24 protein-coding genes are annotated in these 26,441 nt (G+C 62.2%); 17 read left to right on the forward strand and 7 right to left on the reverse strand.

Annotation, left to right across the window (positions count from 1 at the left end):
- The first annotated feature begins 4 nt into the window (after positions 1-4).
- Positions 5-1,708 (forward strand): 5-oxoprolinase/urea amidolyase family protein, encoded by a 1,704-nt coding sequence (locus tag V9L17_RS03615; RefSeq protein WP_337350494.1) that lies wholly within the window; start codon positions 5-7, stop codon positions 1,706-1,708.
- Positions 1,708-3,477: an acetyl/propionyl/methylcrotonyl-CoA carboxylase subunit alpha gene (locus V9L17_RS03620; protein WP_337350495.1), complete on the forward strand. Its 1,770-nt coding sequence runs from the start codon at positions 1,708-1,710 to the stop codon at positions 3,475-3,477. The genes V9L17_RS03615 and V9L17_RS03620 overlap by 1 nt, the downstream gene beginning before the upstream one ends.
- Positions 3,478-3,558: 81 nt before the next feature.
- Here V9L17_RS03620 and V9L17_RS03625 read toward each other — a convergent pair whose 3' ends face one another.
- Positions 3,559-4,815 (reverse strand): D-arabinono-1,4-lactone oxidase, encoded by a 1,257-nt coding sequence (locus V9L17_RS03625; protein ID WP_337350496.1) that lies wholly within the window; start codon positions 4,813-4,815, stop codon positions 3,559-3,561.
- Positions 4,816-4,952: 137 nt separating this feature from the next.
- Here V9L17_RS03625 and V9L17_RS03630 point away from each other — a divergent pair, with 137 nt between their 5' ends.
- The gene (locus V9L17_RS03630) at positions 4,953-6,233 is read left to right on the forward strand and encodes a glycoside hydrolase family 27 protein (RefSeq protein ID WP_337350497.1); all 1,281 of its coding nucleotides are present in this window, start codon (positions 4,953-4,955) and stop codon (positions 6,231-6,233) included.
- Here the strand turns inward: V9L17_RS03630 and V9L17_RS03635 are convergent.
- Positions 6,230-7,096, reverse strand: a complete 867-nt coding sequence (locus V9L17_RS03635; RefSeq protein WP_337350498.1) for a pentapeptide repeat-containing protein — start codon at positions 7,094-7,096, stop codon at positions 6,230-6,232. The two genes, V9L17_RS03630 and V9L17_RS03635, sit on opposite strands and share 4 nt — an antisense overlap.
- Before the next feature lie 373 nt (positions 7,097-7,469).
- Here V9L17_RS03635 and V9L17_RS03640 point away from each other — a divergent pair, with 373 nt between their 5' ends.
- The 7 genes from V9L17_RS03640 (at position 7,470) to V9L17_RS03675 (ending at position 14,637) form a co-directional block, all read left to right on the forward strand.
- Positions 7,470-8,144, forward strand: coding sequence for a haloacid dehalogenase type II (locus V9L17_RS03640; RefSeq protein WP_337350499.1), 675 nt, complete (start codon positions 7,470-7,472; stop codon positions 8,142-8,144).
- Between the two features lie 197 nt (positions 8,145-8,341).
- Entirely contained in the window at positions 8,342-9,499 is a 1,158-nt protein-coding gene (locus tag V9L17_RS03645; protein ID WP_337350500.1) for a phosphotransferase, read from the forward strand.
- Positions 9,489-10,850, forward strand: coding sequence for an aspartate aminotransferase family protein (locus V9L17_RS03650; RefSeq protein ID WP_337350501.1), 1,362 nt, complete (start codon positions 9,489-9,491; stop codon positions 10,848-10,850). Before V9L17_RS03645 ends, V9L17_RS03650 begins: the two co-directional genes overlap by 11 nt.
- 85 nt (positions 10,851-10,935) lie before the next feature.
- Positions 10,936-11,862: an ABC transporter substrate-binding protein gene (locus V9L17_RS03655; RefSeq protein ID WP_337350502.1), complete on the forward strand. Its 927-nt coding sequence runs from the start codon at positions 10,936-10,938 to the stop codon at positions 11,860-11,862.
- Between the two features lie 35 nt (positions 11,863-11,897).
- Positions 11,898-13,037, forward strand: coding sequence for an ROK family transcriptional regulator (locus V9L17_RS03660; protein ID WP_337350503.1), 1,140 nt, complete (start codon positions 11,898-11,900; stop codon positions 13,035-13,037).
- An 800-nt stretch (positions 13,038-13,837) separates the two neighbouring features.
- Entirely contained in the window at positions 13,838-14,479 is a 642-nt protein-coding gene (locus tag V9L17_RS03670; protein WP_337350505.1) for a hypothetical protein, read from the forward strand.
- On the forward strand, positions 14,476-14,637 hold the full coding sequence (locus V9L17_RS03675) for a hypothetical protein (protein WP_337350506.1): 162 nt from the start codon (positions 14,476-14,478) through the stop codon (positions 14,635-14,637). Before V9L17_RS03670 ends, V9L17_RS03675 begins: the two co-directional genes overlap by 4 nt.
- 141 nt (positions 14,638-14,778) lie before the next feature.
- Here V9L17_RS03675 and V9L17_RS03680 read toward each other — a convergent pair whose 3' ends face one another.
- The gene (locus V9L17_RS03680; RefSeq protein ID WP_337350507.1) at positions 14,779-15,033 is read right to left on the reverse strand and encodes a recombinase family protein; all 255 of its coding nucleotides are present in this window, start codon (positions 15,031-15,033) and stop codon (positions 14,779-14,781) included.
- Positions 15,034-15,392: 359 nt separating this feature from the next.
- Here V9L17_RS03680 and V9L17_RS03685 point away from each other — a divergent pair, with 359 nt between their 5' ends.
- From V9L17_RS03685 to V9L17_RS03695, 3 genes are all read left to right on the forward strand, one after another.
- Entirely contained in the window at positions 15,393-15,890 is a 498-nt protein-coding gene (locus tag V9L17_RS03685; protein ID WP_337350508.1) for an SRPBCC family protein, read from the forward strand.
- Positions 15,891-16,646: 756 nt separating this feature from the next.
- Positions 16,647-17,108 carry a hypothetical protein gene (locus V9L17_RS03690; RefSeq protein WP_337350509.1) on the forward strand — a complete coding sequence of 154 codons (462 nt, stop codon included), beginning with the start codon at positions 16,647-16,649 and terminating at the stop codon, positions 17,106-17,108.
- Between the two features lie 9 nt (positions 17,109-17,117).
- Positions 17,118-17,468: a hypothetical protein gene (locus V9L17_RS03695; RefSeq protein WP_337350510.1), complete on the forward strand. Its 351-nt coding sequence runs from the start codon at positions 17,118-17,120 to the stop codon at positions 17,466-17,468.
- A gap of 411 nt (positions 17,469-17,879) precedes the next feature.
- On the opposite strand, the gene V9L17_RS03700 is transcribed toward V9L17_RS03695, so the two are convergent.
- A complete protein-coding gene (locus V9L17_RS03700) occupies positions 17,880-19,217 on the reverse strand; it encodes an LA2681 family HEPN domain-containing protein (RefSeq protein WP_337350765.1) in 1,338 nt (445 codons plus the stop codon).
- Positions 19,218-19,839: 622 nt separating this feature from the next.
- A complete protein-coding gene (locus V9L17_RS03705) occupies positions 19,840-20,388 on the reverse strand; it encodes a mismatch-specific DNA-glycosylase (RefSeq protein WP_337350511.1) in 549 nt (182 codons plus the stop codon).
- 210 nt (positions 20,389-20,598) lie between these two features.
- Here V9L17_RS03705 and V9L17_RS03710 point away from each other — a divergent pair, with 210 nt between their 5' ends.
- Positions 20,599-21,717 (forward strand): DUF4062 domain-containing protein, encoded by a 1,119-nt coding sequence (locus V9L17_RS03710; RefSeq protein WP_337350512.1) that lies wholly within the window; start codon positions 20,599-20,601, stop codon positions 21,715-21,717.
- A gap of 105 nt (positions 21,718-21,822) precedes the next feature.
- Positions 21,823-22,347: a hypothetical protein gene (locus V9L17_RS03715; RefSeq protein ID WP_337350513.1), complete on the forward strand. Its 525-nt coding sequence runs from the start codon at positions 21,823-21,825 to the stop codon at positions 22,345-22,347.
- Between the two features lie 674 nt (positions 22,348-23,021).
- Here V9L17_RS03715 and V9L17_RS03720 read toward each other — a convergent pair.
- Positions 23,022-23,570 carry a hypothetical protein gene (locus V9L17_RS03720; RefSeq protein WP_337350514.1) on the reverse strand — a complete coding sequence of 183 codons (549 nt, stop codon included), beginning with the start codon at positions 23,568-23,570 and terminating at the stop codon, positions 23,022-23,024.
- Positions 23,571-23,687: 117 nt separating this feature from the next.
- On the opposite strand from V9L17_RS03720, the gene V9L17_RS03725 reads away from it, so the two are divergent.
- Positions 23,688-24,134, forward strand: coding sequence for a GNAT family N-acetyltransferase (locus tag V9L17_RS03725; RefSeq protein WP_337350515.1), 447 nt, complete (start codon positions 23,688-23,690; stop codon positions 24,132-24,134).
- 462 nt (positions 24,135-24,596) lie between these two features.
- On the opposite strand, the gene V9L17_RS03730 is transcribed toward V9L17_RS03725, so the two are convergent.
- Positions 24,597-25,895: a Y-family DNA polymerase gene (locus tag V9L17_RS03730; protein WP_337350516.1), complete on the reverse strand. Its 1,299-nt coding sequence runs from the start codon at positions 25,893-25,895 to the stop codon at positions 24,597-24,599.
- A 34-nt stretch (positions 25,896-25,929) separates the two neighbouring features.
- Here V9L17_RS03730 and V9L17_RS03735 point away from each other — a divergent pair, with 34 nt between their 5' ends.
- On the forward strand, positions 25,930-26,427 hold the full coding sequence (locus V9L17_RS03735) for a GNAT family N-acetyltransferase (RefSeq protein WP_337350517.1): 498 nt from the start codon (positions 25,930-25,932) through the stop codon (positions 26,425-26,427).
- The last annotated feature ends 14 nt before the right edge of the window (positions 26,428-26,441 follow it).

A 26,441-nucleotide genomic window follows, 5' to 3' on the forward strand; every position in this document is an offset into this window, starting at 1 on the left:
TCCGATGGAAACAGTCAGCAAAACAAGCGCGGCAGCCCGTGTCCTCGCCGTCCGGCCGGTAGGCACGACGGCGGTTCTCGCCGAACTCTCCGGGCTCCATGACGTGCTGGCCCTGCAGGCACTGCTCCTGGAAGAGCCGCTGCCCGGCCAGGTTGATGTCCTGGCCGCCGCCGAAACCGTGATGGTCAAGGCGGACTCGCCCGCGGCCGCACGCCGGATGCCCAGCCTGCTGCTGGGCATGGACCTGACGGTCCAATCCCACGCCGAAGGCAAGCTGGTGCAGATCGATACCGTGTACAACGGCGAGGACCTCGCCGAAGTAGCGCGGCTCACCGGCCTCAGCGCTCACGGCGTCATCGCCGCCCACACCGGACAGATCTGGACCGTGGCCTTTGGTGGCTTCGCCCCGGGCTTTGGCTACATGGTGGGGGAGAACCAGGTCCTTGAAGTTCCACGCCGGAGTTCGCCCCGGACCGCCGTCCCGGCAGGCTCGGTGGCCCTGGCGGGCAACTACTCCGCCGTATACCCGCGGAAGTCCCCGGGTGGCTGGCAACTAATCGGCCGGACCGCGGCGCACATGTGGGACCTCAGCCGCGAGCAGCCGGCCTTGGCCGCGCCAGGCGACCGCGTGCAGTTCCGGGCGGTGCGGGAGCTCGTTGAGGTTGTCCCTCAGTCAACTGCTTCCGACGCCGCTCGCCGCGAAAACGCCACTACGAACGCCACTGGAACCCAGTCCGGCCTGCGGATCCTGTCACCGGGACTCCAAAGCCTCATCCAGGACCTTGGCCGTCCCGGCCATGCCGGCCTGGGCGTGTCCTCCGCCGGAGCCCTGGACCGCTCTTCCCTGCGCCGCGCCAACCGGATCGTGGGCAACCAGCCGTCAGCCGCCGTCGTCGAATCCGTTGCGGGCGGGCTGCGCGTGCAGGCGGTGGGGGACCAGGTCCTTGCAGTCACCGGTGCGCCGTCGGCACTGACTGTTGTGACGCCGTCGTCCGCTTCTGGCGAAGCCGCACCGGAAGATGATCAACCGGAGCAGGTTCGCACCGTGCCCATGGCCACGGCATTTGCCCTGCTGGACGGCGAGATCCTGACCATCGGGGCGCCGGAGCGCGGCTTCCGCACGTACCTTGCTATCCGCGGCGGGGCGCTGGCCGACGCCGTGCTCGGAAGCCGGTCCACGGACACCATGTCCGGGATCGGGCCTGCGCCGCTGGCCGCCGGGCAGCTGCTGGGCGCGGGCGCTGCCACATCCTCCAACGTGGTGGGCAACCCCGAACTGCAGCCTGATTTCCCGGATACCGGCGTCACAGTCCTGGACATCGTCCCCGGCCCGCGCGATGACTGGTTCGACGACGCCGCGCTGGAGTCGCTCTGCAGCCAGGACTGGGCCGTAACGCCCCGCTCCAACCGGGTGGGCATGCGCCTGGACGGCCAGCCGCTGAACCGGAGCCGGGATGGTGAACTGCCCAGCGAAGGAACCATGGCCGGCGCGCTCCAGATCCCGCCCGAAGGCCAGCCCGTGCTTTTCCTGGCCGACCACCCCATAACGGGCGGCTACCCGGTAATCGGCGTGGTGGTGGACCACCAGCTTGACCTGGCCGCCCAGGTGCCGATCGGCGGCTCCATCCGCTTTCGCTGGGCTCCCGGCCACGGGCGTCCCACCAGCTATTCCTCTCCCAAAACTTCCCAGACAAAAGTGAGCAACTGATGCGCAAGGTCCTGATCGCCAACCGCGGAGAAATCGCCGTCCGAATTGCCCGTGCCTGCGAGGACGCAGGCCTGGAATCCGTAGCGGTGTACGCGGACGTGGACGCCGACGCCATGCACGTTGGCGCCGCCACCGAGGCCTACAGCCTGGGCGGCAACGCGCCGTCGGAAACCTACCTGGACATCCCCAAACTGTTACAGGCAGCCGCGGCTTCCGGTGCTGACGCCATCCATCCCGGTTACGGCTTCCTGTCCGAGAACGCCGGCTTTGCCCAGGCCGTCCTGGACGCGGGCCTGACTTGGATCGGCCCCACTCCGGAGGCCATCCGGCAGCTTGGCAACAAGATCACCGCGCGTGAGATCGCTGTCCGGGCGGGGGCTCCGCTGGTGGCCGGCAGCGACGGACCGGTGGCCACGGCCGCCGAGGCACGCGAGTTCGCCGAACAGCACGGCCTGCCCATCGCCATCAAGGCGGCCTTTGGGGGTGGCGGGCGCGGGCTGAAAGTGGTCCGGGAGATGGACCAGATCGAGGAATCCTTCGACTCGGCAGTCCGCGAAGCTGTGGTGGCCTTCGGCCGCGGCGAGTGCTTTGTGGAGCGGTACCTGGACCGGCCCCGGCACGTGGAAGCGCAGGTCCTGGCGGACCAGCACGGCAACGTGGTGGTGGTGGGAACCCGCGACTGCTCGCTGCAGCGCCGGCACCAGAAACTCGTTGAAGAGGCGCCCGCGCCGTTCCTGACCGAAGCTCAGACCCGGCAAATTTACGACGCCGCCAAGGCAGTCTGCCGCGAAGCCTCCTACTCAGGGGCCGGAACGGTGGAATTCCTGGTTGCCGCGGACGGTACCGTCGCCTTCCTTGAGGTGAACACCCGCCTGCAGGTGGAGCACCCCATCACCGAGGAGACCACGGGAATCGACCTCGTCCAGGAGCAACTCCGCATCGCCGCCGGCGAGCCGCTGCGTTTCACTTCCGATCCCGCACCGCGCGGCCACTCCTTCGAATTCCGGCTCAACGCTGAGGACGTGGGCCGGGGCTTCCTCCCGTCACCCGGGACGATCACCAGCTTCAGCGGTCCCACCGGTCCGGGCATCCGGCTCGACTCCGGAGTCCGTTCCGGCTCCATCGTGGCGCCACAGTTCGATTCCCTGCTGGCCAAGCTGATCGTCACCGGCGCCGACCGCCAGCAGGCGCTCCGCCGGGCCCGCCGCGCCCTCGCAGAAATGCAGATCACGGGCGTTGCCACCGTCCTGCCGTTCCACCGCGCGGTCGTCCAGGCTCCGGACTTCACCTCCGAATCCGCCCTCGGAATCCACACCCGGTGGATCGAGACGGACTTCGCCGATTCGATCGCGGCGGATCCGGAGTTCGGCACGTCCGTTCCGGATAGTGAGCGGCGCACCATTACCGTCGACGTCGACGGCCGGCGCCTCGCCGTCGGCCTTCCCGCGGTCCTGCTGGATGGCTGGGCGCGGTCCGGCGGGGCTGTGCCCGACGGGGTTTCTGTTGCCTCCTCGCCGACGGCGGCCGACGGCGGTGCTGCCGCCACCTCTGGGGATCCGGGTGAGCTCCGCGCGGGCATGTCCGGCACGGTGGTGAAGTGGCTCGTAGAGCCTGGAGCCGAGGTTGCTGCGGGGGATCCCGTGGTGGTGCTTGAGGCCATGAAGATGGAAACCCAGGTCGCCGCGCACCGTGACGGTAAGGTCACCGACGTCAGGGCCAAGTCCGGCGGGGTTGTTATGGCCGGAGCCGTGCTGGCGCTGATCAGTTAACAGCTGGAGGTTTTGTCCAGGTACGGCTGGCTGGCGGCCGCGGAAGTCCCGGTAGCTGGACAAAACTCCGATGGACAGGGGTCAGCGCAGGCTGGCCGCCGGAGCTCCCAGGATGCTGTCCAGCAATCCGTTGCGGAACTTGCCTTCGGGATCGTGCCGGGCTGCCAGGGCGCGGAAATCGGCGAACTTCGGGTACAGCGCTTCCCAGTCGTGGCCGGCTGGCGTAAACAGCTTTCCCCAGTGCGGCCGGGCCCCGAACGGGCGGAGGAGTTCCTCCAGTTCGGGAAGGACAGCCTCCACCTCGGACTGCAGCGGCTTCCACGTGAAGTGCAGGGCCACGCTCTGCTGCCGGTAGAACGGGCTGAGCCAGAACTCGTCCGCGGCCCCGGTGCGGATTTCGGAGACGAACAGCAGCGGTGCCAGCTTGGCCGCGAGGCTGCGGATGGCCTGGATGGCGGCCGGTCCGTGCTCCAGGGGCAGGATGTATTCGCTTTGGAGTTCCTCGCCGTTGCTGGGCGTGAATTCGTGGCGGAAATGCGGCAACCGGTCCAGCCAAGGGCCGGGTTCGTCCAGCTGCACCGTGCAGTTTTCGCCGGACATTCCGGGCAGGGGGTGCCGCGCCTCAACGGCCGCAGAAGCGCCGAAGAGTTCGGTCAGGACCGGCTGGGAGTGGAGGGCCTTGAGCCACACCTGGCTGATGGCGTCGCCTGCGTAATCGGTGAAGAGGCTGACGCTGTAGGCGCTGGAGACCAGGGCAGGGAAGTCGGCCAGGGCCCGGTCCCACGGCAGGTTTTCCAAGACCCGCTGCCGCATCTGAAAGCTCGGCCGCACGGACAGTTCCAGGCCGGTGACGATGCCCAGGGCACCGAGGCCCACCACGCTGCCCACGAACTCGTCCCCGTCCTCGCGGGACAGGGACACCTGCTCGCCGGAGGCGCGGACCAGGTCGATGCGTTCGACGGCGCCGGCCAGGGAGGGGTTCTCCACGCCCGAGCCGTGCGTCCCGGTCTGGATGGCGCCGGCCACCGAGATATGTGGCAGGGAGGCGAGGTTGTGGATCGCGACGCCGGACTTTTCCAGCGTGCGGCACAGAGCTCCGTAGCTGATACCGCCGCTGACCCGGACCGTCTGCCGCTCCGAGTCCAGCTCGATCTCCTGCGGCAGGGCGTCCAGGAGGACGTGAACGCCGTCGGTATCGCCTACGCGGTTGAACGAGTGCCGCGATCCGAGTGCTTTTACCCGGCTGGCGCCGGCCACCACCTCGGCGAGCCCGGCCACTGAGGCCGGTCGTTGGACGTCAGCGGAGGAGTATTCGAGGTTTCCTGCCCAGTTCTTCATTGGATCGCTTTCCGGTGGAGGGTATGGCTTCCACGCTACTTTGCTCACGAAAGTTGTCAAGGATTTCGTAAAGTTTCTCAGAATCTGGCCAGCGCGGAGTGCTGGTGCTTCAGTTTATATCGTTGTAAATTGGCCCGATGACACTCGCGCAGACACCTCCTATGGGCTGGAACAGCTGGGACTGCTACGGCACTACCGTGACGGAAGAGGAGGTCGTGGCGAACGCTGCCTTCATGGCCGAGCATCTTCTGCCGTACGGCTGGGACACCGTGGTGGTGGACATCCAGTGGTATGAACCCGCGGCCCGTGCCGGCGGCTACAACGACGGCGCCGCGCTGGAGCTGGACGGCTTCGGCCGCCAGATGCCCGCCGTCAACCGGTTCCCGTCTGCGGCGGGCGGCCGGGGCTTTAAGCCGCTCGCGGAGCGCATCCACGGGATGGGCTTGAAGTTCGGGCTGCACATCATGCGCGGCATCCCCCGCCAAGCCGTCCGGGACAGGCTGCCCGTTGAAGGCACCAATGCCACGGCGGACCAGATCGCAGACACGTCCTCCACGTGCGAGTGGAACACCGACAATTTTGGCCTCAACCATGATCATCCCGGAGCGCAGGCCTACTACGACTCCCAGCTGCGGCTGTTCGCGGAATGGGGCGTTGACTTCGTCAAGGCCGACGACATGCTTGGGCCATACTTCGCCGCGGAGATCGCCGCCTATCAGCGCGCCATTTCACGCTGCGGCCGGGACATGGTTCTCAGCCTGTCGCCTGGCCGGGTGCTGTCCCTGGCCCACCTGGAGCATCTTCGCGGCAACGCCCAGATGTGGCGGGTGTCCGATGACCTGTGGGATGTCTGGGAGGACGTCGAAGCGCAGTTCGCGCGGATGGCCCGCTGGGCGCCGCACCAGCGCGAGGGCGCCTGGGCGGATGCGGACATGCTGCCAGTGGGGCGGATCGCCCTGCGCGCCGAACGCGGCACGGCACGGCTCAGCCGCCTGACCATGGATGAGCAGCGGACTATGTTGACGCTCTGGTGCGTATCGCGTTCGCCGCTGATGCTCGGCTGCGACCTGCCGTCGTCGCCGCCCGAAACGCTGGCCCTCCTGACCAATACCGATCTGCTCGACGTCCTCAACGCGAGCCGCAACAACCGTGAGTTGCTCCGCGATGGTGACCTGGTGCTTTGGGCAGCGGAAAGCACGACGTCGGAGGACCGGTTTGTCGCGGCGTTCAACACCGGGACGGCGGACTTGGTCCGGATGATTCCCGTGGGCGACCTGGGCGTGGGTGCCTTGTCCGGAGGCCGGGCACGCGAAGCATGGAGCGGGGACGAGGCCGCCCTTGGCTTTCAGGACGGCCTGCCCGCTCTTGAGGTGAAGCTGCCCGCCCACGGTGCGCAGCTGTACCGCTTCCCCGGTTAGTCCTGCTGCCAGTGCGGCGGCGCAGACAGTCCCCGCGGAAGCAGGGTGGTTCTGCTGCCCCGGGCCGAATTGAGCTGGGGTTGGGTGAGGAAAAGCGCAGCGCTGAGGTCGGCGCCGTCGAGCCTTGCATCCCGGAGATCCGCGCCCAGCAGGTCCACGCCGGCCAGGTCGCTTGTGCGAAGGTCTGCCGCTATCAGGCACGCTCCCCGAAGGTCCGCGCCACACAGCTTCCGGGTTCGCAGGTTCGCTCCCGCCAGGTCGGCGCCGGGTTTCAGGGCGGAGTCCAACTGGTCCGTGCCGCCGGCGAAGTAGCCAGCGCGGATTTCCTCGCTGACCTCCACGAGCATTGTCCTGACGGCTGAATGGAGGCCTTCGAGGTCACAGGCGAGCAGCGCCGCCAGCGGACCGCGGGCCAGGTCCGCGATGGCCGTCCGGAGCCCACGCGCCGCCCCGGCGGTGTCGGCGTCGAACGTTCTTTCCTGTGCTTCGGCCAGGTGCCAGAGCATTTCGTGCAGCTGCCGCACGACCCTAAACGCCGCGAACATGTCCTGCTGCGATTCCGGGGCGTCACGCCAGCTGATGCCCCCGAACAGCTGTTGGGACACCGCTTGGCCAGCCCCAAAGCAGTCAAAAACAGTGCAGCCACGGAATCCCCGAGGCCTCAGCCGGTCATGGATGGTGCAGGAAAAATCCTGGTCCAGGTTCGAGCAGGGGGTGGCGGCGGGCTTGTCGATGGCGAAATCCGCGGATCGCGCGAAGCCGAAGGCGGTGCAGCACAGCGCGAAGCAGTTGCTGCAGTCCGGGCGGAGGCTGTCCCGTTCCGGGGCGGGGATGCTGGACGGGCGTTGTGAAGTGATGTTCATGGGTTCTCCCAAAGTTGGTTCCGGTGTGTGCGGGGAGAAGGGGAACTCGTGATGAGTTCCCCTTGCGGGCGCGCGGAATCAGTACTCCTGGACGGGACGGCCGCGGGAGTTGCGGGAGGCTGCGGGAACTCTGGGTCACAGAGACATATGAAGAATCACTGCGGTCCAGACTACTCCAGTGACGCCGGGCTGCCCACTTCCTCGGCAGCTTGGCCAGTGTCCTGGGCGGGGAGAAAATCTCAAAAAAATCGTTGACAATCGACAGCTTGAGGATTTAGATTCATTGTGAATCAAAAACATTCAGCTCGGTCTAACGGTGCAGATGCTGTCACGACCGAGGCCCTCTCCTGACGCCCCAAAGAAGGGACTTATCGTGGCTCCAAACAACTTTCGGCCGAAGTACATCTCCTTTGATGTCTACGGCACGCTCATCAACTTCGACATCGATCCCACCACGCGCCGCCTGCTGGATGGCCGCATCTCTGAAGAGCAGTGGCCAACCTTCAAGAAGCAGTTCCGCGGTTACCGGTTCGACGAGGTCCTTGGCGATTACAAGCCTTACGAGGCGATCCTTCAGGATTCCTTTGACCGCGTGTGCAAGCGGTGGGGCATTGGGCCGACCCCTGGTGCCGGCGCAGAGTTCGCAGAAGCTGTACGCGGCTGGGTTGCACACGAGGACGTGCCGGCGCCGCTGAAGCTCATGGGCGATAACTATCAGCTGGTGGCGCTGTCCAACGCGGACACCAGCTTCCTGGACATCAGCATTCCCAAGCTCGGTGCGGACTTCCACGCCGTGTTGACCGCCGAGCAGGCCCAGGCCTACAAGCCGCGCTACCAGGCCTTCGAGTACATGCTGGACACCCTCAATGCCAAGCCGGAGGACTTCCTGCATGTCGCCTCGCACACCCGGTATGACATGCATCCGATGCACGACATGGGCTTCCGGAACCTCGTTGTGCTGGACCGTGGCTATGACCCCATCACCGTGGGCTATGACTACACAACTGTTAAGTCCCTGGACGAGATCAACAGGAACCTCGGTCTCTGAACCGGTCCAGCCTGTCCGACTCCGTCACCGGGTTCGAAGCCGCGTGTGCCGCCCACGGCCGTAGCGCCGTGGGCGGGGACACCCGCCTCTTCCGTCCTGACCCGCTGCGGCGGACTCTCCATCGGCACTGCCGCCGGGCACGAGATCCTCAGCTGTTAGGGCCTTCTGGTTTTTCCTTCGACTATTGAAAGCGTGAGATGAATCCTTCTGTTGATCCCAGCGCACTTCACACCGGCCTCGCCCGGGCAAACGATGCGGGCGTCAATAGCGACTCTGCTTTTATTGCTGCCGTCGCATCGGAGAGTGGACTCCTTGCAGGGCAGTCCCAGCTCGCTGACTCGACTGTCTTGGAACTCCTTGAACAGTCCTACGGCCTGAAGGGGACGCTTGCCCGGATTCCCACCGAGAAGGACGAGACTTTCCGGCTCCGGGACCGCGAAGAAACGTATCTGGTGAAGGTGTCACCATCGGATGAGGATCCGGTGATTGTCCAGTTGCAGACGGCGTGCATGGAATATTTGGAGCGGACCGCCCCTGAACTTCCAGTTCAACGCCTTGTTAGGAGCCTTGGCGGAGAGCCGCAAGTCCTCCTCCCGCCATCACGAGGACCTTTTAATCGGGTACTTCGGGTGATGCGCTTCATGCCCGGAGACTTGCTGGCCAGTCAGGAGGCGTCGGCCGGGCAGCTGCAGTTGGTGGGCTCAAGCCTTGCTCGTCTGGGCCTTGCCCTGCGGGACTTCGATCATCCGCGTGCCGACCGTTTGCTCCTCTGGGACCTCAAGCACTTGCACCGGATGCGGCCGCTGCTTGCCTATCTCGAGGAGAAGCAGAAACGCTCCCTTGCTGAAGGAATTTTCGATCAGTTCGACGAGACAGTGGTCCCGCGGCTGGGTTCCCTGACTTCCCAGGTTGTGCACGGGGATTTCAGCCCGTTCAACGTCCTTATCGACCCGGACAGGCCGGACTACGTGAGCGGGATCATCGACTTCGGAGACGTCGTGCGCACGCCGGTGATCTTCGACCTCAGCGTCATGATGGCCAACCTGCTGGGAGCAGACCCGGGCAGCCCCTGGGAGCACGCACTGCATGTCATGGATGGTTATCTGAGGATCCGTCCGCTGCCCGTTCGGGAGTTGGAGGCCCTGATCATCTCAGCGCAGGCCCGCCTCCTCCTGCGGGCCCTGATTACGCAGTGGCGGGCGAGTCAATTGCCTGAAAGGCGCGATTATCTGCTCTCCCACTCCAAGCAGGACTGGGACCGGCTGGCCGCCACCGCCGCTGTGCCGGCACCACAACTGCCCTTCGCACCCCGAACCAGATTCACCAGCTTTCCAGGAGAGAATCATGAACTCTAGTCCCCAAACCATCCGTAAGCCTTCCAAGGCCATGGTCAATGGCTTTGATCCCAGCCGCCTTGGCGAGCTTCCGGATCAGATGCAGGAGAACATCCGACGCCGGGACCAGAGCCTCGGACCCGGGTACCGGCTTTTCTATGACACCCCGCTGGAGGTCGTTCGCGGCAAGGGCGTGACGCTGTTTGACCGGGACGGAACTGAGTACCTCGACGTTTACAACAACGTCCCCTCGGTCGGCCACGCCCACCCGCGGGTTATAGCCGCGGTCCACGAACAGATGCAGACGCTGAACACCAACACCCGCTACGTCCAGGAATCCATCCTTGATTACTCCGAACAGCTCCTGTCCACGTTCCCGGCCGAACTGGGCCATGTCATGTTCACCTGCACCGGGTCCGAAGCCAACGATCTCGCTATGCGCGTGGCCAAATACGCCACCGGCAACCAGGGCATTATCGTCACCTCCGGCGCGTACCACGGCCTGACCGCCGAAGTAGCTTCATTCTCGCCCTCCTTGGGTGTCGGCGTGCCCTTGGGCGCGAATGTGCGGGTCATTGATGCCCCGGACGCCCTGCGCTACTCATCGGACCAAGGGTCTCTTGAGGATCACCTGAGGAACCAGGTGCGTGCCGCCATCGCCGACCTTCACCGGCACGGCATCGGACTGGCGGCCTTTGTTGCCGACAGCATTTTCTCCTCCGACGGTATCTTCGCCGGCCCGGCAGGCTTCCTCCGTCCCATCATCGAAGAAGTTCACGCCGTCGGCGGCCTGTACGTCGCCGATGAAGTCCAGCCCGGCTTCGGCCGCACCGGCGAGGAATGGTGGGGCTTCCAACGCCACGGAATCGTCCCGGACATCGTGACCATCGGCAAACCCATGGGCAACGGCATCCCCGTGGCGGCAGCAATCTTCAAGCCCGAACTACTGCAGGAGTTCGGCAAGAACATCCGCTACTTCAACACCTTTGGCGGGAATTCCGTAGCCATCGCGGCCGCTCAGGCCGTCCTGGACGTGATCCGCGAGGAATCACTCATAGAAAACGCCCTCAAGGTGGGCGGAAAGATCCTCACCGGACTCAAGGACCTCAGCCAGGGGCTGGAACAGGTCGCAGAAGTCCGCGGAAGCGGCTTCTTTATCGGCGTTGATCTCGTCACCGACCGGTCCACACTTATGCCCGACGGGAAAGCCGCCGCCGGCATCGTAAATGCCCTCCGGCAGGACCGGATCCTCATCTCGGCCTGTGGTGCCCAGGGCAACGTCCTGAAACTCCGTCCGCCCATGCCCTTCTCCAGCAACGACGCCGACCGCCTGCTCGAAGGAATGGGCCGCGCCTTCAAAACACTGCGCTAAAACCAATAGGCCCCGGGGGAGCCTTGCTAAGCATGCTCACTCATTCTGCGGATTACATCAGCGGAAACCACTGAAGGGAAGCACCATGAAGACCATGAACAAGATTCAGACGGCGGCCGCGGGGCTTGCTGTCGTGCTGGCGATGAGCGCCTGTGGCGGTGCGGCTACGGGAACGTCGGAGACGGAAGTTCGGAAGACCCAGAACACTCGTGACGTTTCTGAGGGTGTCCAGCCGGATGCGGCTGCGGTGGCGCTGCTGCCGGAGTCCTACAAGGCTAAGGGTGAGCTGACTGTGGCGATGGATCTGAGCTCTCCGCCGATGACGTTCCTGGCGGAGGACAACACCACCCCGATTGGCGTGAACCCGGACCTCGCCCGCCTGGTGGCCAAAAAGCTGGGGCTGAAGCTGAAGTTTGAGAACACGGCGTTCGACACGATCGTTCCCGGGATCGACGGCGGCCGGTACGACTTCACCGCCACCACGATGTCCGCCACCGAAGAGCGACTGAAGGTCATGGACATGATCAACTACCTCAAGGGCGGCTCGGCCGTGGCGGTAGCCAAGGACAACCCGCTCAAGCTGACCAACGACTCGCTCTGTGGCAAGAACATCGCGGTGACCAAGGGCTCCACCCAGCAGTTGAAGCACCTGCCGAACGTCTCGAAGTGGACCTGTGAGGAAAAGGGCCAGCCGGCCATCAACGCCATCACACTGCCCAACGTCCAGGAGGCCCTGACGCAGCTGGACTCCAAGCGCGTCGACGGGGTCTTCTACGATGCCAGTGCCCTGGCCTGGGCCAACGATCAGCAGCCCAACCATTTCACCATTCTGGAGCCGAGGATGGACACCCGTACGAACACCAACGTCGCCATGGGTGTGAAGAAGGGATCACCGTTGACACCGGCCCTGCAGAAGGCCATCCAGTCCGTCCTGGAAACCCCGGAATACAAGGAGTCCCTGGAGTACTGGGGCCTGGGCGAGTCAGCCATCACTGAAGCCGCGATCCGCTAGCGGTGTTTCGCCCTGAACCTCATTAAGGTTGGCCTATGAGTAGCACTCCCACGGCACGCGACTACAACAAGGCTTCGGTCCTGGACGCGGTCCTTTCCGAGGCCCCTTTGACGCGCAACAGGCTGATCGAGGTGACGCGTCTGAGCCAGCCGACGGTGTCCCGGAAGGTGGATGAGCTTCTTGTTGACGGATTCGTAGTCGAGCAGGGAGTCGATGCGGTTGTGCGCCGCGGTCGGCGCTCGACGTATCTGGATGTACCCGGCACGGCGGGGCACATTGTCGGAATCTCTTTCGGGGCACGAACCACTTGCGTCCTGGTGACGGACCTGAGAGGTCGCGAGGTTAGGCACGTCGTTGTTCCCAGCCTCGAGGGAGCCGATGTTGGAACCATTGCCGAGTGGCTGGTGGACGTGATTGAGGAGACCCGTGATTCCGCAGAGGGGCCATTGCGCCAGGTCGTCGCCGCGCTGCCCGGTCGTGTCCCTAGTGGCCCTAACTGGTCCGTGACACCGGAATCAAGGAAGACTTTCCTGGATTCTCTTGAAGACCGGTTGAAGGCTCCCGTGATGCTTGAGAGCGATGCCAATGCATCGCTCCGAGGGATCCTTAAGGACGATCCGAGCATAGGGAATGCTGCTTTGTTCATGCTTAGTACGGTGCTGAGCTTCGCCAGTTGTACTGATCAGGAGATCGTCCAGGGGCGGACCCCTGCTTTCGGCGATCTTGGTGGTGTTCTCTTCTCGGGCGTTGGGAGCGAGACCCTCGATGGGCTACTGAGCACAAGCGGTCTCCTCCGATTCGCCCAGGGGCGGGGACTGGACCTGGAGGGCATCGAAGCACTCTGGGCCCAACAGCAGGAAGCGGCGTCCCACGCGGAAGTGGTGGACGCGTTTACGACGGCGATCGTCACCGCTGTCGGTGCCGTTGCGGTGACGCTGGACCCCGAGTCCGTGTATTTTGTGGGTCGCTTGAGCCCGCTCGTGGACATGGTTCTTCCCGAGGTGCGGAGGCGGCTGGCGCAAAGCCTTCCCGTCGTTCCGGAGATCAGGGTCGTGACGCAAGTGGTTGGACTATCGGTGGCCAGGGGAGCGGCGTATGCCGGATTGGCTCTGGCCCACTCCCGGCTCCGGGAATCGATGCTTGAGGCCCGTCTCGAGGGGCAAAGGAGTAGCTAACAACTTTCCGCAGCAACTCTGTCCGTCCTGCCTACTGCGAGTCGGCCGTCGACCGTACGGATGCCGATCCTGGTCCCTTCACTGCCGTTGCCGCGGATCACGAGGCCGAATTCTTCCGCGGAGCCGGGCCCAAACGTGGCCTCAATGAGCTGCACTGGGGCGCCGCCCCCAACCGGGTGGAGGCCTTCGACGTCGACCCTGTGTACGCAACCGTGCGGGCAGTTGTTCATCCAGCCAATCGTGAGGAGTCGACCGCAAGGAGTCATGGGCTGCCCGATACGAACGTACCTCCTCAGGGGTAGATACTCCGTGTGATCCGGTACGACCCTGGTTCTGAACACAGGTGGCTCGGATCGTCACCCGAGGGACATCCGGGGACTCCCTGCAAACATCCTCGAAACGAGGACCCTAGACGGGGGATGGGTTCGAGCACGTCGCACGCCAGGCCGGCACTGGAGCGACCTTTGAGGGAAGGTCACCGACTGATGCATTAGCGGTTTTGCGCCCCAGCCGTTCTCGGTGGCAAGTATCCAATCCTGAGGAGCTTCCGACAATTCAGTGCACTCCCACGGGTCAAGTGTCATGCTCACCATCTTTCACGACTAATCGAAGCTGGCAATCCCTGCATCCCGATAGAGGATCGGCTTACGGGCAGTTCCTGCCTTCGCGCCGGCATCAAAATCCTTGGGGCTCTGGTCCGGGGCTAGACTGGGGCCGGTAAGGACGGATTGGGGGATCCAAGGTGGCGCACGCCGCTGTTCCGCTGGTCGGTCGCAACCATCGAACCCGTAGGAACGACCGTGACCTTCTTCCAGGACTATTCGATCCCGGCGCTGCCTCCCCGCCCACGGACGCCGCAGTTCACGCCGCCTCCCTGGACGGCGCCACCCCGCTACGAACTGCCCGCCGTCGTCCCGGTGGGTCGGTTCGTCCACAAATCCCCGACCTTTGTGATGTCCGTTGAAGCCATCAAGGTCTACTCCACGGGATGCATCATGGACATGAACTGGATTCTGCGCCGCACCGACCAGGGGGACCGGAAGTGGGCGGAAATCAATGCCGTCTTTCACCGACCGGCGCCGCAAGTGCGCGATGGGGGCATTTCTGCCGACTCCATCCTCCTGCTCGGAGTCCAGTTCCCCGACGGCACCAAGGCCAGCAGCTCATCCTTGACGATGTACGGACACAGGCCAATGGACCAGGAACCTAGCGGCCCGGTCTTCGAATACCGGCCCAAGGGCGGCAATGGCGGGGAAGATGACATGTCAGCAAACGCCGCACTCTGGCTCTGGCCGCTACCGCCGGCCGGGGACCTGCGCCTGGTCGCCCAGTGGACCGACATGGGCCTGCCCGAAAGCTCCATTATCCTCGACGGCCGTCAGCTTCGAGAGGCCGCTGCAGGAGTCCAAAAGTACTGGCCTGAGGAAGACGTGCAGGGATGAATCCACTCAACAACCCGGTCCTGCTCGTGGTCTTCGCGGCCGTCTTCTTCTACGTCCTCTACGGCGTCATTCGCGCCGCTGTCCGCGACGGCATCCTCCAAGCCGACGAGCGGCGGGAGAAGGCACGTCTCGAGCTCAATAGCGGAGAACGGGGATGAGCGCCCGGGCGTGGCTCACGGCCCCCAACGGCACCGAGATCCTGATTCTCGTTGTGCTGCTTTGGGCCGGCAGCTGGCTCCTGGGCCGCGGGCGGGACCTGCAAAAGGCAAGTCTATTGAACCACGTCGGGCCCTGCCTCCTCAGCTGCGGATGGCAGGAACTGCCGTAGCCACGGGGTCCCGCCACCCGGACTCGGAATAGGAGGCGTCCGGTAAAGGGATCCCTTCACCGGGCAGGTGTTTGAGCATCTTGTTCAGCTCGGGCCGACTGGCCCTAGATCCACTGACTCCATGATCGGTGAAGATCCGGTGGCAGCCGGCGGCCTTCAAGGCCACATGCTGCAGGTCCGAGTTCTGGTCGGTGGGGCTGACTCTGGCGTATCCGATACTGCCCAAACCGACTCCTCATGGCGCATCAAAGGCATCTTTCTCTTTTGTTGAGAATAGATCAGTTGAGACACATTGTTGAAACGACGCACGGTTGGCTGGAACCGCTGGAAGGCAGGGTTTCGAAAATAGTTGACGACCAGCTCGTCCGGTCTTGGTAAAGGATCCATAGATGAACGCTGACCCAAGCTTGGACGAGACATTGCCAGGCTGATGCGCGGCAGAAGGAAGCGGACCCAGTGGTTCAAATTCGTTACTGCAAGACCCCTGCCGACCCGGTCTGCCAAGGCATCCGGCTCAGCCTCCGGACGCAGGCGGTGCGAGCGTGGCGGATGGCCGGGTCGGGCAGCCAGTGAAACACTCATTCCATGAGCCCATGGTTAGACCGCCAGCAGTCCGCACCACCATCGTCAGTTGCGCCTTCGGTGCATTACGTAGGCGCGTCCACGGCCATTAAGGCTTCGAGGCAGCAGGTGTGGGATTTCATCAAGCCGGCGGAGAACAGTGTTCTCGTCGATCCCGATGTTGTGCGCGCCTTTCGGGCTCCTGGCCGAGAAGGAGAAGGCGAGATCCAAGTCTTCATCTCAGTGCGCGATGGGGTGGAAACCGTGTCTGCTATAGAAGTCGTGCATGAAATTCCGCAGGAACTGGCTATCACACGGAGTATCGGTGACACCGACACGGCAGCTCGCGGGCGTGACTTTTTGCGCGACGGCGAGGACGGAACAACGGTCTTGGAGCATGGCTCATACTTCACGTTGCCGGCCGAAGCGGCAGGGTACTTTCCTCAGTACGAACAGCAGTACAAGCTACACGCTCGACAATATGTGGAGCGTGTGAAGGCATTCCTTGAGCGTTCTAAGTAGCGGGTCCGGAGCGAGTGCTCGGTGTCGTTTTCCGAAGTCGTCTGGACAAATGTCCAAAGTCCTCGCACAGGCCGGCTTTCGAATCGTCAGGTTGTCGTGTATCGCTAGGGATTCGAGGCGTCCCGGTTTTGAGACACATCGCCTCAGTTCGGAGCAGGCTGCAGCTGCCCATGAGGAGATGGCGCGAGGGGCAGCTACTTCCGGCTTTGGGCGTAGGCTCGGCCCATGCGTACCGTACGGGCTGATCCGAATGACTCCGTCGGAGGGGGCGATCTATCTCCGATCTATAGAGTGCGTTTCTGGTTTCCACCGCCAGCCGTGAATTTCGCCTGGCTTGTTGATGAATGGGATGTCGGGGACGCCGGAGAGGTCACTGAAGTTATCGCTTGGGCAACAAGTAAGGCAGGAGGAAATTCTTTCGAGGTCTTCCTTCGCTGGGAGGATCACCATACGTCCAAAGACGGTCAGGTAGAGCCGTATTCCCGGTATGCATTGATCTACGGAAAGCCTGCAGTCGATGACGTGACCACAGAGACCATCTTCTTTAGGTCAAGGTAATCCGAGCTGTCAGCGCCTCGAATCCCTAGGGTTTTGACGCATATGGGTTATGAGACACATCGCCTCGGTCCGGAGAAGGGTTCAAGTGCCCGTAAGGGGATCCCTCACCGTGCACCAATGCGCGGTGAGGGCGACGAACGTTAGCGCGATTCGAGCCTCGTCCCCCAAATGGCGAGGGTCCCTTGAAAGGCTGTCGGCATGAGTACTAGAAATAAGTTCCGTAAGCCGACCGACAGAACCAGCCCCACGGAGAAAGACCCAGGGTATGCGATCTATCGCAGCCTTGCGCGCGTGGTCAATGAAGCGCCTAAGCCGCAACTGCTGTGGATCCACAATGAGTCCGACGAGGAGCAGCGTAGGGCAGCCGCACCTGGCCTTGCTTGGGGCTGGCTCCAGCGCACTCTGCGCAGCGGCGAGGCCGCGATCAAGCTCGAGAATAGTGGCTACGGGAGCGAATCCGCGCCGCTTCTTCGCTCCGCCCTCGAGCATGCAATGCGCCTTGTCTGGGCGGACGCAGGCGAAGGGAAGTTCGTCGAGGTAGCCATGCTCGCCAAGAAGAATACGAGCAAGAAGATGCTGGAAGCCCAGCATGACGGTTGGCGATTCGATGCGGCTATGGCCGACCAGCTCCAGCAGTACGCGGATGCCGCTACCGACTAGTTCAAGAGCATGGGGACTTCCACCCATCTGAAGAATGCGATCGACAAGGGTCCGGAGGAGATCAAGGACCGGCTCAAGAGCATGTATTTGGCGTGGCTCGCCTACACTGCCGCCAGCCACCCATCGATCGACTCCGCCGAGCCTTACATTGATAAGAAGCCGGGCAGCCACTACATGGCCCTGCTCTCGGTAGCCCGACCGCGACCGGCAGCGGACTGCGCGGCGGTGTCCAGTCTGGCGCTCATCGGTGCCGCTTACGGATACTCACGCGTGACCGGCCTCGAGGCGCACTTCGTTCCGGCCCTTCAAGGCATCCTCGAACAGCACGCCAAGTACTTCGCTGACCTGCCTCAGGAGTGAGCCCTAGCTGGAACGCCCGAAGGGCCCCGTTCCTGGGCCTTCAAAAATGACCTTTTGCGGGCTGTGCCCGTGAACTAAAGTTTGAGTCCGTGTGCCTTCGCTAACAGGTCCGCTTCGGCTTCATAACCGCGAGCTCGAAGCTCTGGTATGAAAACGTGCATTGGTGGGATGCCCTCCTTGTAGGGGTTGGCGCAAGGCCCATCGTGCAAACCGCCACCAGTTGAGGTGTCCAGTCCGCCGCCGTTGTACCGGTCGAGTCCGCCGCCGCTGACGATTTCGGCATAAATGTGGCGGTTACGGGTGGTGGCCGAACCGACGACCCAGTTTGTCCTTCTGTAGTACCAGGCCGAATCACGAGGCGAAAGCAAAGAGCTGCTGGCAATAGTGCTCCCAGCGGGTGTGTAAGGTTCTCTAAAGTTGGTTTGGAAGCGGGAGACTGAGCAGATTCGACGATTGGTGTTCGGCTTCTGCTTCGCCAATCAGATCAATCAAGTAGATAAAAGCTGACCGCGCAACGCGAAGAGATTCGTGACATGCATGGATGAGCTCCCAGTAATCCACAGTGCTGTGCGTTCCCTCAGTGACACCGGTTGGAACTCCATGCGTTAGATGCACGAGCCGGTGAGTACCGGCATTTCTGAGTGTCTGTGCGGCCGGGTAAAGACCATCTGGATCCATGTCATAAGATAACTCCGCCAAGGCAATAGCCATGCCGTGGCCAGCAACTGGCTTAGGCAGTTTTGGACGAAGCGCGCCTGATCCGCGGTCAAACCAGTAGCCTCGAAAACTGACTTGTTCGGGGCTCAGCCCGGTTCCAAAATGTTCATTGGCGGCCACTGCTATTTTGTCAAGCAAATCTAGGCTGGCCCTCTGAGCCAAGATCAGCATCGCAGGTGGCTCTCCATACAAGGAATAGTCAAGGGTGTCAGCGTAAGAACCTGTGTCGTCAGGGTGCTGAGAGAAGAGCGACTCCAGCAGCATGGTCTCTCCGCGAAAAGCCAATCGACGAACCGTAAGAAACTCCGCTTTCAACACGTTCATAGACGAAAATATCAGGGGCGGGTCAGGCTCTCCGACTTTTACCTTTACCCCTCCCAGGCTGGCGCTATCCCATCGAGGCTCATCCGACCCCAATCCCTCGACCGCTAGCGCCAACGCAAGCCGGTGTTCCTTTATCCACTGCTGGTATTCATCTAATCCGTCGCCCTCGTGGCTTGTGTGTCCGAGACTTTCCGTAAGCTCTAGCTCATCCCAGCGTCGGGCGGTTGCCTCGCCAGCAATAGCAACAGTGTGGTCCCGAAGCTGATGTGCTCTTCTTACGTATTGGTCGTACACCGCACCGTAATGGCCGAGCAGTCCTTGGCCGCGAACGATCCTTCGCCTTAGCAGCTCGGCTGCGTTGCCAGCTGCGTTGCCATTCGTTGGATCTGCTTCCAGCGCGTCGGCGTAGCATTGGTAGGCCTCGACCCAGCGGCCGGACTCGTCCAAAGAACTGCCCAGGTTACACAGTGCAGTCGATCGACGACGCCCTTCCAAATGCTCGCTCGTTGCTGCAGTTGCGTTGAGGCGACGGGTTAGTCGCAGGGTTTCCCGCTCGGCCAACCGGAAAGGCGCTCGTTTGAGGCTGGCATTCGTTACGGGCAAGGCGCGATGCTTGGTCCAACCTATGTAGTGGATTTCAGTCAGACCATTCGCGATGTTGAACGCCGCTGAATCTTTGTCCTCGGCAGCCGCGCTTTCATCGTCCATCACTGCCTGCGCCCAAGCCAGACCTAGCCTAACTTGGTCTACGTCTTCTGCAGTAGAAGCAGCATCAATTTGTAGTGACGAGAGCTCATAAAGAACGTGTAGGCAACGAGCATGGTCTAGGCTTCCGGAAGCTATTAGCTCTTCGAATTGGCTGTGGGCCTTAACTAGGCGCCCCATAGCCACCCTAGGACTTTGCATCCAACGCCGGGCTTGATTCAGCTCCAGTTCGATGGCCGCAAACAGCCGAAGCCCTTCCCTCGTTCCCAAAACGTTCAGCCTCCATTGGGAGGTTCGAACCTTGTGCTCGTTACGCTCCTGCTAGCCATCGTGCCAGCTTTATACTGAAAATTCCGTGATTAAAGCGGGGGCTGCCCCGGTTCTCAGGAATAGGTTCAGTGATGCCTTGGCAATTGTTCCGCCATCGCGATGGTGGGATGAGGCACTAATGGATGGCAAGCGTCGGCGTTCAGGCCACACCGGCAACGTACTGTTCTGCCACTACGTCCCTTTCGTCCACCACCCGCTCGCTGGTTGGAAGCCCTGTACGCGGCTTCTCCAGATCCGACTTCGTAACTGTTATGCGCTCGACTCCGGCGAGGAACCGTGTCGACCCAGGACCGCTTCAGGTTTCGGCTACTCCTGCCCGTGACCGCCGCCCTAGGTGCATCGCTAGCTGCGCCCACCAAGCGGGCTTGTCCAGAAGCAGTTCGTCCCGGCCCAGCAATAGTGGGTGCGTGTTCAGGCCCGAGCTGCTGGGCAGGACGAACACTTCGGTGTCGGCGATTCTCCAGTCCTGAAGACCCAGCTCGACGCGCTCATGGGTACCGGCCTGTCTGACGTAGTCCTTGGCAACACCCTTGCCGTTGAAGGCCATACATTGCGGACGGAACTCGCGCACTAGTGCCTCCAACCGTATGTGGCCCGAGCCGAGTTCGTCTGACTTATTCAGGTCGGTCAGACCGATCCCCAGTCGCGAAAGTTCTTTGTCGTCCTGCCATGTCAGCGCCTCCGAGGAGAGCCCGGAGTCGTAGAGCAGCGCCCAGAAGTTGTTGCTGCCGTCCGCGTAGTAGTAGCACTTTCCGAGGCTGAGGCCGCCTGGCTTTGGCTTATCCCCGCTGATGAGGAGCTGTATTCCTGCAGCAATCCGGTCAGGCAGACCCGCTATATCCATTCCCCGTCTCCTTCGCCTACGCTGCTCCAGCCCTCTGCAGGATTCAAAGCTCGACCCTACTCCCGGTGGGTGTCCGATTACCGGAACTGCAGCACGCCAGGTGCTGGCCGTGCTGGAAACCCGGGCCCAGAGTTAATCTTGTAGATTCCTTCAAGGCGCAGGCGTTAGATCTTGAAAATATTGGTGCGCCGAGTGAAGCACAATGTTCCAATGAGGATCTTCATTAGCAGCGTTCGGCGTGGGTTGGAAGTAGAGCGAGATGCGCTACCAGGCCTGATCAAAGCGCTCGGGCACGAGCCTGTTCGTTTCGAGGACTTTTCCGCGCAATCAGCACCAAGCAGAGAGGCATGCATCAAGGGTGTGGAATCAAGTGATGCCTACCTATTGATACTCGGCCCTCATTACGGAACGGTGTTTCCGGAGACTGGGCAGTCGGCGACGCACGACGAGTGGGTAGCAGCACAACGGGCCGGTATCGCCCGTTACGTATTTCGAAAGAGCGGCAGCACCTTCGACGTAGAGCAGCAGCAGTTTGAAAAGAGTTTGGGCGAGTACGGATCAGGTCGCTTCTATAAGGCTTTCTCCGACGTATCGGAGCTTCAACAAGCTGTAGTAGCGTCCATCCGCGAACTCGAGGCTGCGCCCGAATCATTGGATTTCGAGCCCCTGCAAGAAACCGTTGAGGTTCGCTGGCTTCTGGAAGAAGATTTCAGGAACCAGTTTTCGTCTGCGGAACGTTGCCTCCTTGAGATTCATGTTGTCCCGATCCACGGACGGCCGGTTTCAGCGCGACTACTGGATGAGGTAGGGGCCGGTCTGCCGGGGCAAGTCAGAAACGCTGGACTTGTGTCTGCTGCTCAGGGAGTGGAATTAGACCACTTTGAAGGCGGCGTCATTGTTCGCTCTCCGGCGCCTTCACGTCGGGGAGGTTTGCATGAGACCCATGACGGGTCCCTTGCTGCTGTGTTGATCCGCAAAGCTGGCGGGACAACTGTGACGTTCAGGCTTCCGGGGGACATGATGGGATCGATTCTGGATCTAAACGATCTGTCGCGGAGGCTAGGATCAGCGCTGCGGTTAGCGGGGCAGGTTGATGTATCAGGGGCGGATAGGTTTGCCATTGGCGTGGGAATCACTTCGACGTCAATGGTGGCGGTTGGAGAACTCGGGCGCGGTCCCCGTAACAGCGTGGGAATGCACCTTAGCAGCGCTCCGCTGCACCTAGAACCGGATGAAACCGTAAGCCGCGCAGCGCTCGATCGAGGAGCGGGAGAAGTTGCGACGATGCTGGCCCGGTCGTTGATCCGCACTTTCCAAAACTCGACGTGAGCAATCCGCAGACGTACAGTTCGGGAGAGGTTGTCAGTCCCGAACTGTAGCCTGAATTTCTACTGTTGGCAGCAGCCGGCGCTATCACTTGGGGGAACGACCGCAATGTCGTCTGAACGCATAAAAGCCATTCACGACCGCCTTTGTGAAGGTAACTATGACTGGCCTAGAGATCCTTTCACGACCGCGGAGAAGGCTACTGCTTGGTTAGAGGGCCGGCTGGCGCGGGCGATACAAGACGACGAGGTCCAGTTCTGCGTGTCCAATGTAGAAGGCGGCCGCGGGGGCAGCCTGCCGCGGTACACAGCAACCATCGTTACACCCCTGTTCGTAATTTCCGGCGATCTGCAGACCGTGGACCCGAACAACTACTCTCCATATCCCTACAAGGGAGACGTAAAAATTGTTCCGCGCTCAAGCATCCAAAGTTTAACGATGCACCACGTGGAGTATTTCGATGTGCCGGACGAGGAACATCCGGACTACATATCCTTCACCGCCGTATTCGACGGGGTCCCTCCCCTTGTGGTCGGCATGCCACGCTACTCCTCGCAACGTAACGGAAGTACCGCCCGACTCTTTGACTCGCTTCGATCTGATCTGCTCACCGCTCGCGCCGGCAGAACGTGAACTCTGGGAATACCAAAAGTCGCCTTTGTGGAAGTGGAACGCTGGGGGAGTAGTCGAGCTTCGATGATATTGGCGAATGACCTTGGAACCGGAAGACAATGAAGCTAGCGCTCAGTCGCAGGTAGTGTCCGTTGCCTTGAAGTTTCTGGATGCTTTCTATTCTGGATGCTTTCTATAAGGAAGACCTGGCCAGAGCCTGGCCGCTAGTTCATCCCCGGCTTCGGGTCTGTTGGGTGCAGTGGTGGGCGACAGCCAACAAGGTTGCTCTCCAACAGGCGGGTTATGAGTTGGTCAAAGTTGCCGACGAATTAGCCCCAAGCGCGCCTACGGAACATCCTTTGTGGGCCGATTTCGAAAGGGTGCTTCTTCGAGACTTTCGAAAGGCTTACCCACTGAACCTTGCGACTTGCGGCATGGGTGTTGCTCCACGAGTCATAGCGCTGGACACGGAGATGCTTTACGTCCATGCAGAAATCCCGCCGGGCGGGGTCTGGAAAGCGGGTGCTGACAGTTTGGCGTATCCGATGGTGATGCAGCTGAATGACAGTAGATGGTCTGTCCTTAATTGGGCCTCTGACGTGATGCCAACACCTGGATATCCGCCAACCCTGTAGGCAGGTGGTAAACGCTAGTTGCGTGAGAGGACCGGCACAACGTGTGCCGGTCCTCCGCCGCTAGCGTGCGGCTGCCAGATCTTCGCGGAGATCATCCAAGAGTTGCTGGAGCCACGCTCCCGGCTCGGCGACGTCCTGGCCCTCGCTGTTCCGTTCGCGGATATCGAGCGTTGGCCCGTTGGCGTACTTCACGACATACACGAGACGACCGTTTTCGTTCCGGTAGTCCTTTGCGGCCCGAACCTGAATTTCAGTTATCGAGGTTCGGGGGATGGTGTGCACTATGATCTCGGGATCGCGGCTTTCGTTGCTGAATTCAACGTAAGCCAGCACTCCCTTGCCGAATACCGCGCAGTGGTATTCGAGTGCATACCCCGGAGGGCCCTTTGGCGCGTTGACGATCAGGGCGTGATCGATGTCTTCCCCCACAGCTGCAACGAGCTGTGAGATTGCATGGTCAATGGGGTCTGCAAGGTCTTGGTCATCAAACGACAGCTTTCCGTGCTGTGCCAGGTTTGCTTCCAACCGGACCCACTCCCGGTTGAAGGTTTCGTTTGATCTTCCAAAACCTTCAATGATTTTGGTTGCCGCTTTTTCGGAAGTTGCCATGAGGTGACCTATCGCTGTTTCATGCGTAGCTGGTTGCATTCACCCTATCCGGCGCCGGTGCTCGCCCTAGGTACCTGATCGGTATCGCAATGTCAGGCTCTTCCCTCGATCGGACAGATGACGCGCAGCAGTTGTCTCTACACATATGCCGGGTTCCACGGTTCCGGGGTGGGTACGGCACTCCTGGCTGCAGTAATCGATGACAACGCGCCCGCTGCCCTCTGGGTCGCCCACCCTAACCCCCGTGCCCAAGCCTTCTACCGAAAGAACGGCTTCGTCACCGACGAAGCAGTGAACACTGAAGACGAAGTGTGCGGAGTTCGCGTGGTCCGGCAACCCAAGCAGCAAACATGCCAAACCTCCCGGCCTGAACATTGTGTCTCAAAACCCTTGGGAAACGAGACGTCTCAACGAGTGAACAGCCGTTTCACCTCCACAGTCACAGATTTTCGGCGGAATTCTGGAAGTGGCGGTGGCAAGGGCAATTCTCGTATCTATGTCTTGCAACCTTCAGGAAAAAATCGAGTACCCATCGTTAGTTTTGAGACACGTGAGCGCGCGTAAGCCAGAGCGAATTGGTGTGACAGCAACCTGATCGGCGGCAGGACGGACGGGCTCCGATTGACAGAGTGCAGTGAAGGTATCCGTCCCATTTGGGTTCTGCATAAATCACGCCCGGCAGTGCATCGGGTCCCGGGAATGTCTTGACGAGTTTCGCCAGGGCAACAGCAACCGGTGGTTGCAGAGCCGGCGGGATGGACTCGCTCAACGGCCCAGCATAAAGGACGGGTCGTTCATACCTCTTGGGGCCGTCTTGGGTACCCTCGGCGGTGTACTTCTGGGTGCGCCTTATCGTTTCCGCCATGGCCCGCACGGACTCCGTAGACAAGGCGGACCTGGACACGCCAAAATTCGACGCTGACCAGGTTGCAGCTGCCAACTACGGCCGCGCTCCTGGTGTTCCACCAAACTGGACGAACCGGTGGAACGAAAGGATTTTCATTTCGTTAGTGCATCTGCGGGCTGCTAGGCGGCTTTGACCAGGGGGAGTTCGTCCCAGTGGGTGGTGTAGCGCGGGGAGCGCATGCCGCGTTTCATGCTCCAGTCGGGTCCGCCGCGGATGCCCGCGTGGCCCAGTCCGATGGAGCCGCGTCCGTAGCGGCGGACGATGTCTTCAAGGAGGGGTCCGATGTGGCGTTCCTCGTGTGGGTTCTCGAAGATTTCCAAGGGTTTCTGGTTTCCGGTGGGCCTAAGGTCCGTCACCATGATCCCGGCGCGGGCGTACTTCACGCCCTCGTGGATGGCGGGCAGCAGGGCATGGGCGGCCTTGGTCAGGATCACCGGATCCGCGGTGGGCATGGGCAGCGGGACGCAGACCGACGGAAAGGAGGTGTCCTTCGCGTTGAAGTGGGAGGTGCCGGCGAAGGCTGTGAGGACCTTGGCCTGGAGGTGGTGTTTGGCCAGCCGGGCGCTGGCCTGCTGGCCGTACACGCTAAGGACCTGGCGCAGGCCGGCGGCTGTGGTGATCGGGGTGGAGAACGAGCGCGAAAAGATGAGCTGGTCCCGGCCCACGCGCTCCTCCTCCATGGGGATGCAGGGGGTGCCCTGCAGTTCCAGGACGGTCCGCATCAGCACTACGGAGAATTTGTCGCGGATCCGCACGGGGTCCGCCCGGCTGAGATCGAGGATCGAGTGGATACCCATCGCGTTCAGCCGTTTGGTCAGGCGAGTGGCAACGCCCCAGAGTTCGACGACGGAGAGGCCCGCCATGAGTGCCTCCCGCCGACCTGCCGGCACCGAATCCCAGCGGCAGACGCCGTCGAACGCGGGATTGTGCTTGGCCCATTTGTTGGCGAGCTTGGCGAGTGTCTTGGTGCGGGCGATACCAACACAGACGGGGACGCCCACGTTCCTCGCTGCGGCGGCTTTCATGTCCCGTCCCAGCTGGAGGAGTGCCGTGGGAGAGCCTTTGACGCCGAGGAAGGCTTCGTCGATGCTGTAAACCTCCAGCCACGCGGAGTACCGGCCCAGGAGTTCCATCACGCGGGCGCTGATGTCGCCGTACAGCTCGTAGTTGCTGGACCTGGCAATCAGCCCCCATTCTTTCGCCCGCGGGGCGATCTTGAACCACGGCTCCCCAACGCCGATGCCCAGGGCCTTGGCTTCAGGGGAGCGGGTGACGGCGCAGCCGTCGTTGTTGGACAGAACAACCAGCGGTTTGCCCTCGAGGGACGGGTCAAATGCGCGTTCGGCGCTCGCATAGAAGCAGTTCACGTCCACGAGGGCGATTTCCGGCATCTGCCGCATCAGCGCCGGTTTAGACATGGGGCCAGCCGCCGTTCTGGGTAGAGTTTCCGCTATGGATACGGGGGTGACGGTTCGTCGGGCGCGCGTTGATGACGCTGCCGAGATGGCGCGCGTGCATGTGCGGTCGTGGCGTGAGACGTACCGCGGGGTGATGGCAGACCTGGTGCTCGATGACCCGGAATTGCCCTCCACCCGGGAACGCTTCTGGACCGTCGCCCTCAGCGACGAGCGCTACCAAGCGAACCGCGTCGCGGTGGCCGAACGCAACGGCGACGTGATCGGGATTGCGATGGCAGGACCCCCGCAGGACTCCGGTGCGCAGTGGGGCACGCACCTTTACGTGCTGTACGTCGTTGCGGCTGAGCATGGGACCGGCGCCGGGGCTGCCCTCCTGGACGCCGTCGTCGGCCCTCACGATTCGGCGGCGCTGTGGGTTGCCGATCCGAATCCCCGGGCGCAGGCGTTCTACCGTAAGCACGGGTTCGTAGCGGACGGGACCGTGAATGTGGACGACGGCGTGCGCGAGATCCGCATGGTGCGGCTCCTCTGAGCTGTGCTGCTTAC

This window comes from Pseudarthrobacter sp. CCNWLW207 (assembly GCF_037203945.1).
Lineage (GTDB): Bacteria > Actinomycetota > Actinomycetes > Actinomycetales > Micrococcaceae > Arthrobacter.

What these genes read in the sequence shown, in the direction of transcription:
- V9L17_RS03705 (WP_337350511.1), bottom strand. Translation starts at nt 20,388, where the DNA reads ATGGATATAGCGGGTCTGCCTGACCGGATTGCTGCAGGAATACAGCTC.
- V9L17_RS03620 (WP_337350495.1), top strand. Translation starts at nt 1,708, where the DNA reads ATGCGCAAGGTCCTGATCGCCAACCGCGGAGAAATCGCCGTCCGAATT.
- V9L17_RS03645 (WP_337350500.1), top strand. Translation starts at nt 8,342, where the DNA reads ATGAATCCTTCTGTTGATCCCAGCGCACTTCACACCGGCCTCGCCCGG.
- V9L17_RS03675 (WP_337350506.1), top strand. Translation starts at nt 14,476, where the DNA reads ATGAATCCACTCAACAACCCGGTCCTGCTCGTGGTCTTCGCGGCCGTC.
- V9L17_RS03735 (WP_337350517.1), top strand. Translation starts at nt 25,930, where the DNA reads ATGGATACGGGGGTGACGGTTCGTCGGGCGCGCGTTGATGACGCTGCC.
- V9L17_RS03690 (WP_337350509.1), top strand. Translation starts at nt 16,647, where the DNA reads ATGAGTACTAGAAATAAGTTCCGTAAGCCGACCGACAGAACCAGCCCC.
- V9L17_RS03700 (WP_337350765.1), bottom strand. Translation starts at nt 19,217, where the DNA reads ATGGACGATGAAAGCGCGGCTGCCGAGGACAAAGATTCAGCGGCGTTC.
- V9L17_RS03655 (WP_337350502.1), top strand. Translation starts at nt 10,936, where the DNA reads ATGAAGACCATGAACAAGATTCAGACGGCGGCCGCGGGGCTTGCTGTC.
- V9L17_RS03630 (WP_337350497.1), top strand. Translation starts at nt 4,953, where the DNA reads ATGACACTCGCGCAGACACCTCCTATGGGCTGGAACAGCTGGGACTGC.
- V9L17_RS03635 (WP_337350498.1), bottom strand. Translation starts at nt 7,096, where the DNA reads ATGAACATCACTTCACAACGCCCGTCCAGCATCCCCGCCCCGGAACGG.
- V9L17_RS03660 (WP_337350503.1), top strand. Translation starts at nt 11,898, where the DNA reads ATGAGTAGCACTCCCACGGCACGCGACTACAACAAGGCTTCGGTCCTG.
- V9L17_RS03710 (WP_337350512.1), top strand. Translation starts at nt 20,599, where the DNA reads ATGAGGATCTTCATTAGCAGCGTTCGGCGTGGGTTGGAAGTAGAGCGA.
- V9L17_RS03715 (WP_337350513.1), top strand. Translation starts at nt 21,823, where the DNA reads ATGTCGTCTGAACGCATAAAAGCCATTCACGACCGCCTTTGTGAAGGT.
- V9L17_RS03725 (WP_337350515.1), top strand. Translation starts at nt 23,688, where the DNA reads ATGACGCGCAGCAGTTGTCTCTACACATATGCCGGGTTCCACGGTTCC.
- V9L17_RS03615 (WP_337350494.1), top strand. Translation starts at nt 5, where the DNA reads ATGGAAACAGTCAGCAAAACAAGCGCGGCAGCCCGTGTCCTCGCCGTC.
- V9L17_RS03625 (WP_337350496.1), bottom strand. Translation starts at nt 4,815, where the DNA reads ATGAAGAACTGGGCAGGAAACCTCGAATACTCCTCCGCTGACGTCCAA.
- V9L17_RS03695 (WP_337350510.1), top strand. Translation starts at nt 17,118, where the DNA reads ATGGGGACTTCCACCCATCTGAAGAATGCGATCGACAAGGGTCCGGAG.
- V9L17_RS03685 (WP_337350508.1), top strand. Translation starts at nt 15,393, where the DNA reads ATGAGCCCATGGTTAGACCGCCAGCAGTCCGCACCACCATCGTCAGTT.
- V9L17_RS03720 (WP_337350514.1), bottom strand. Translation starts at nt 23,570, where the DNA reads ATGGCAACTTCCGAAAAAGCGGCAACCAAAATCATTGAAGGTTTTGGA.
- V9L17_RS03650 (WP_337350501.1), top strand. Translation starts at nt 9,489, where the DNA reads ATGAACTCTAGTCCCCAAACCATCCGTAAGCCTTCCAAGGCCATGGTC.
- V9L17_RS03730 (WP_337350516.1), bottom strand. Translation starts at nt 25,895, where the DNA reads ATGTCTAAACCGGCGCTGATGCGGCAGATGCCGGAAATCGCCCTCGTG.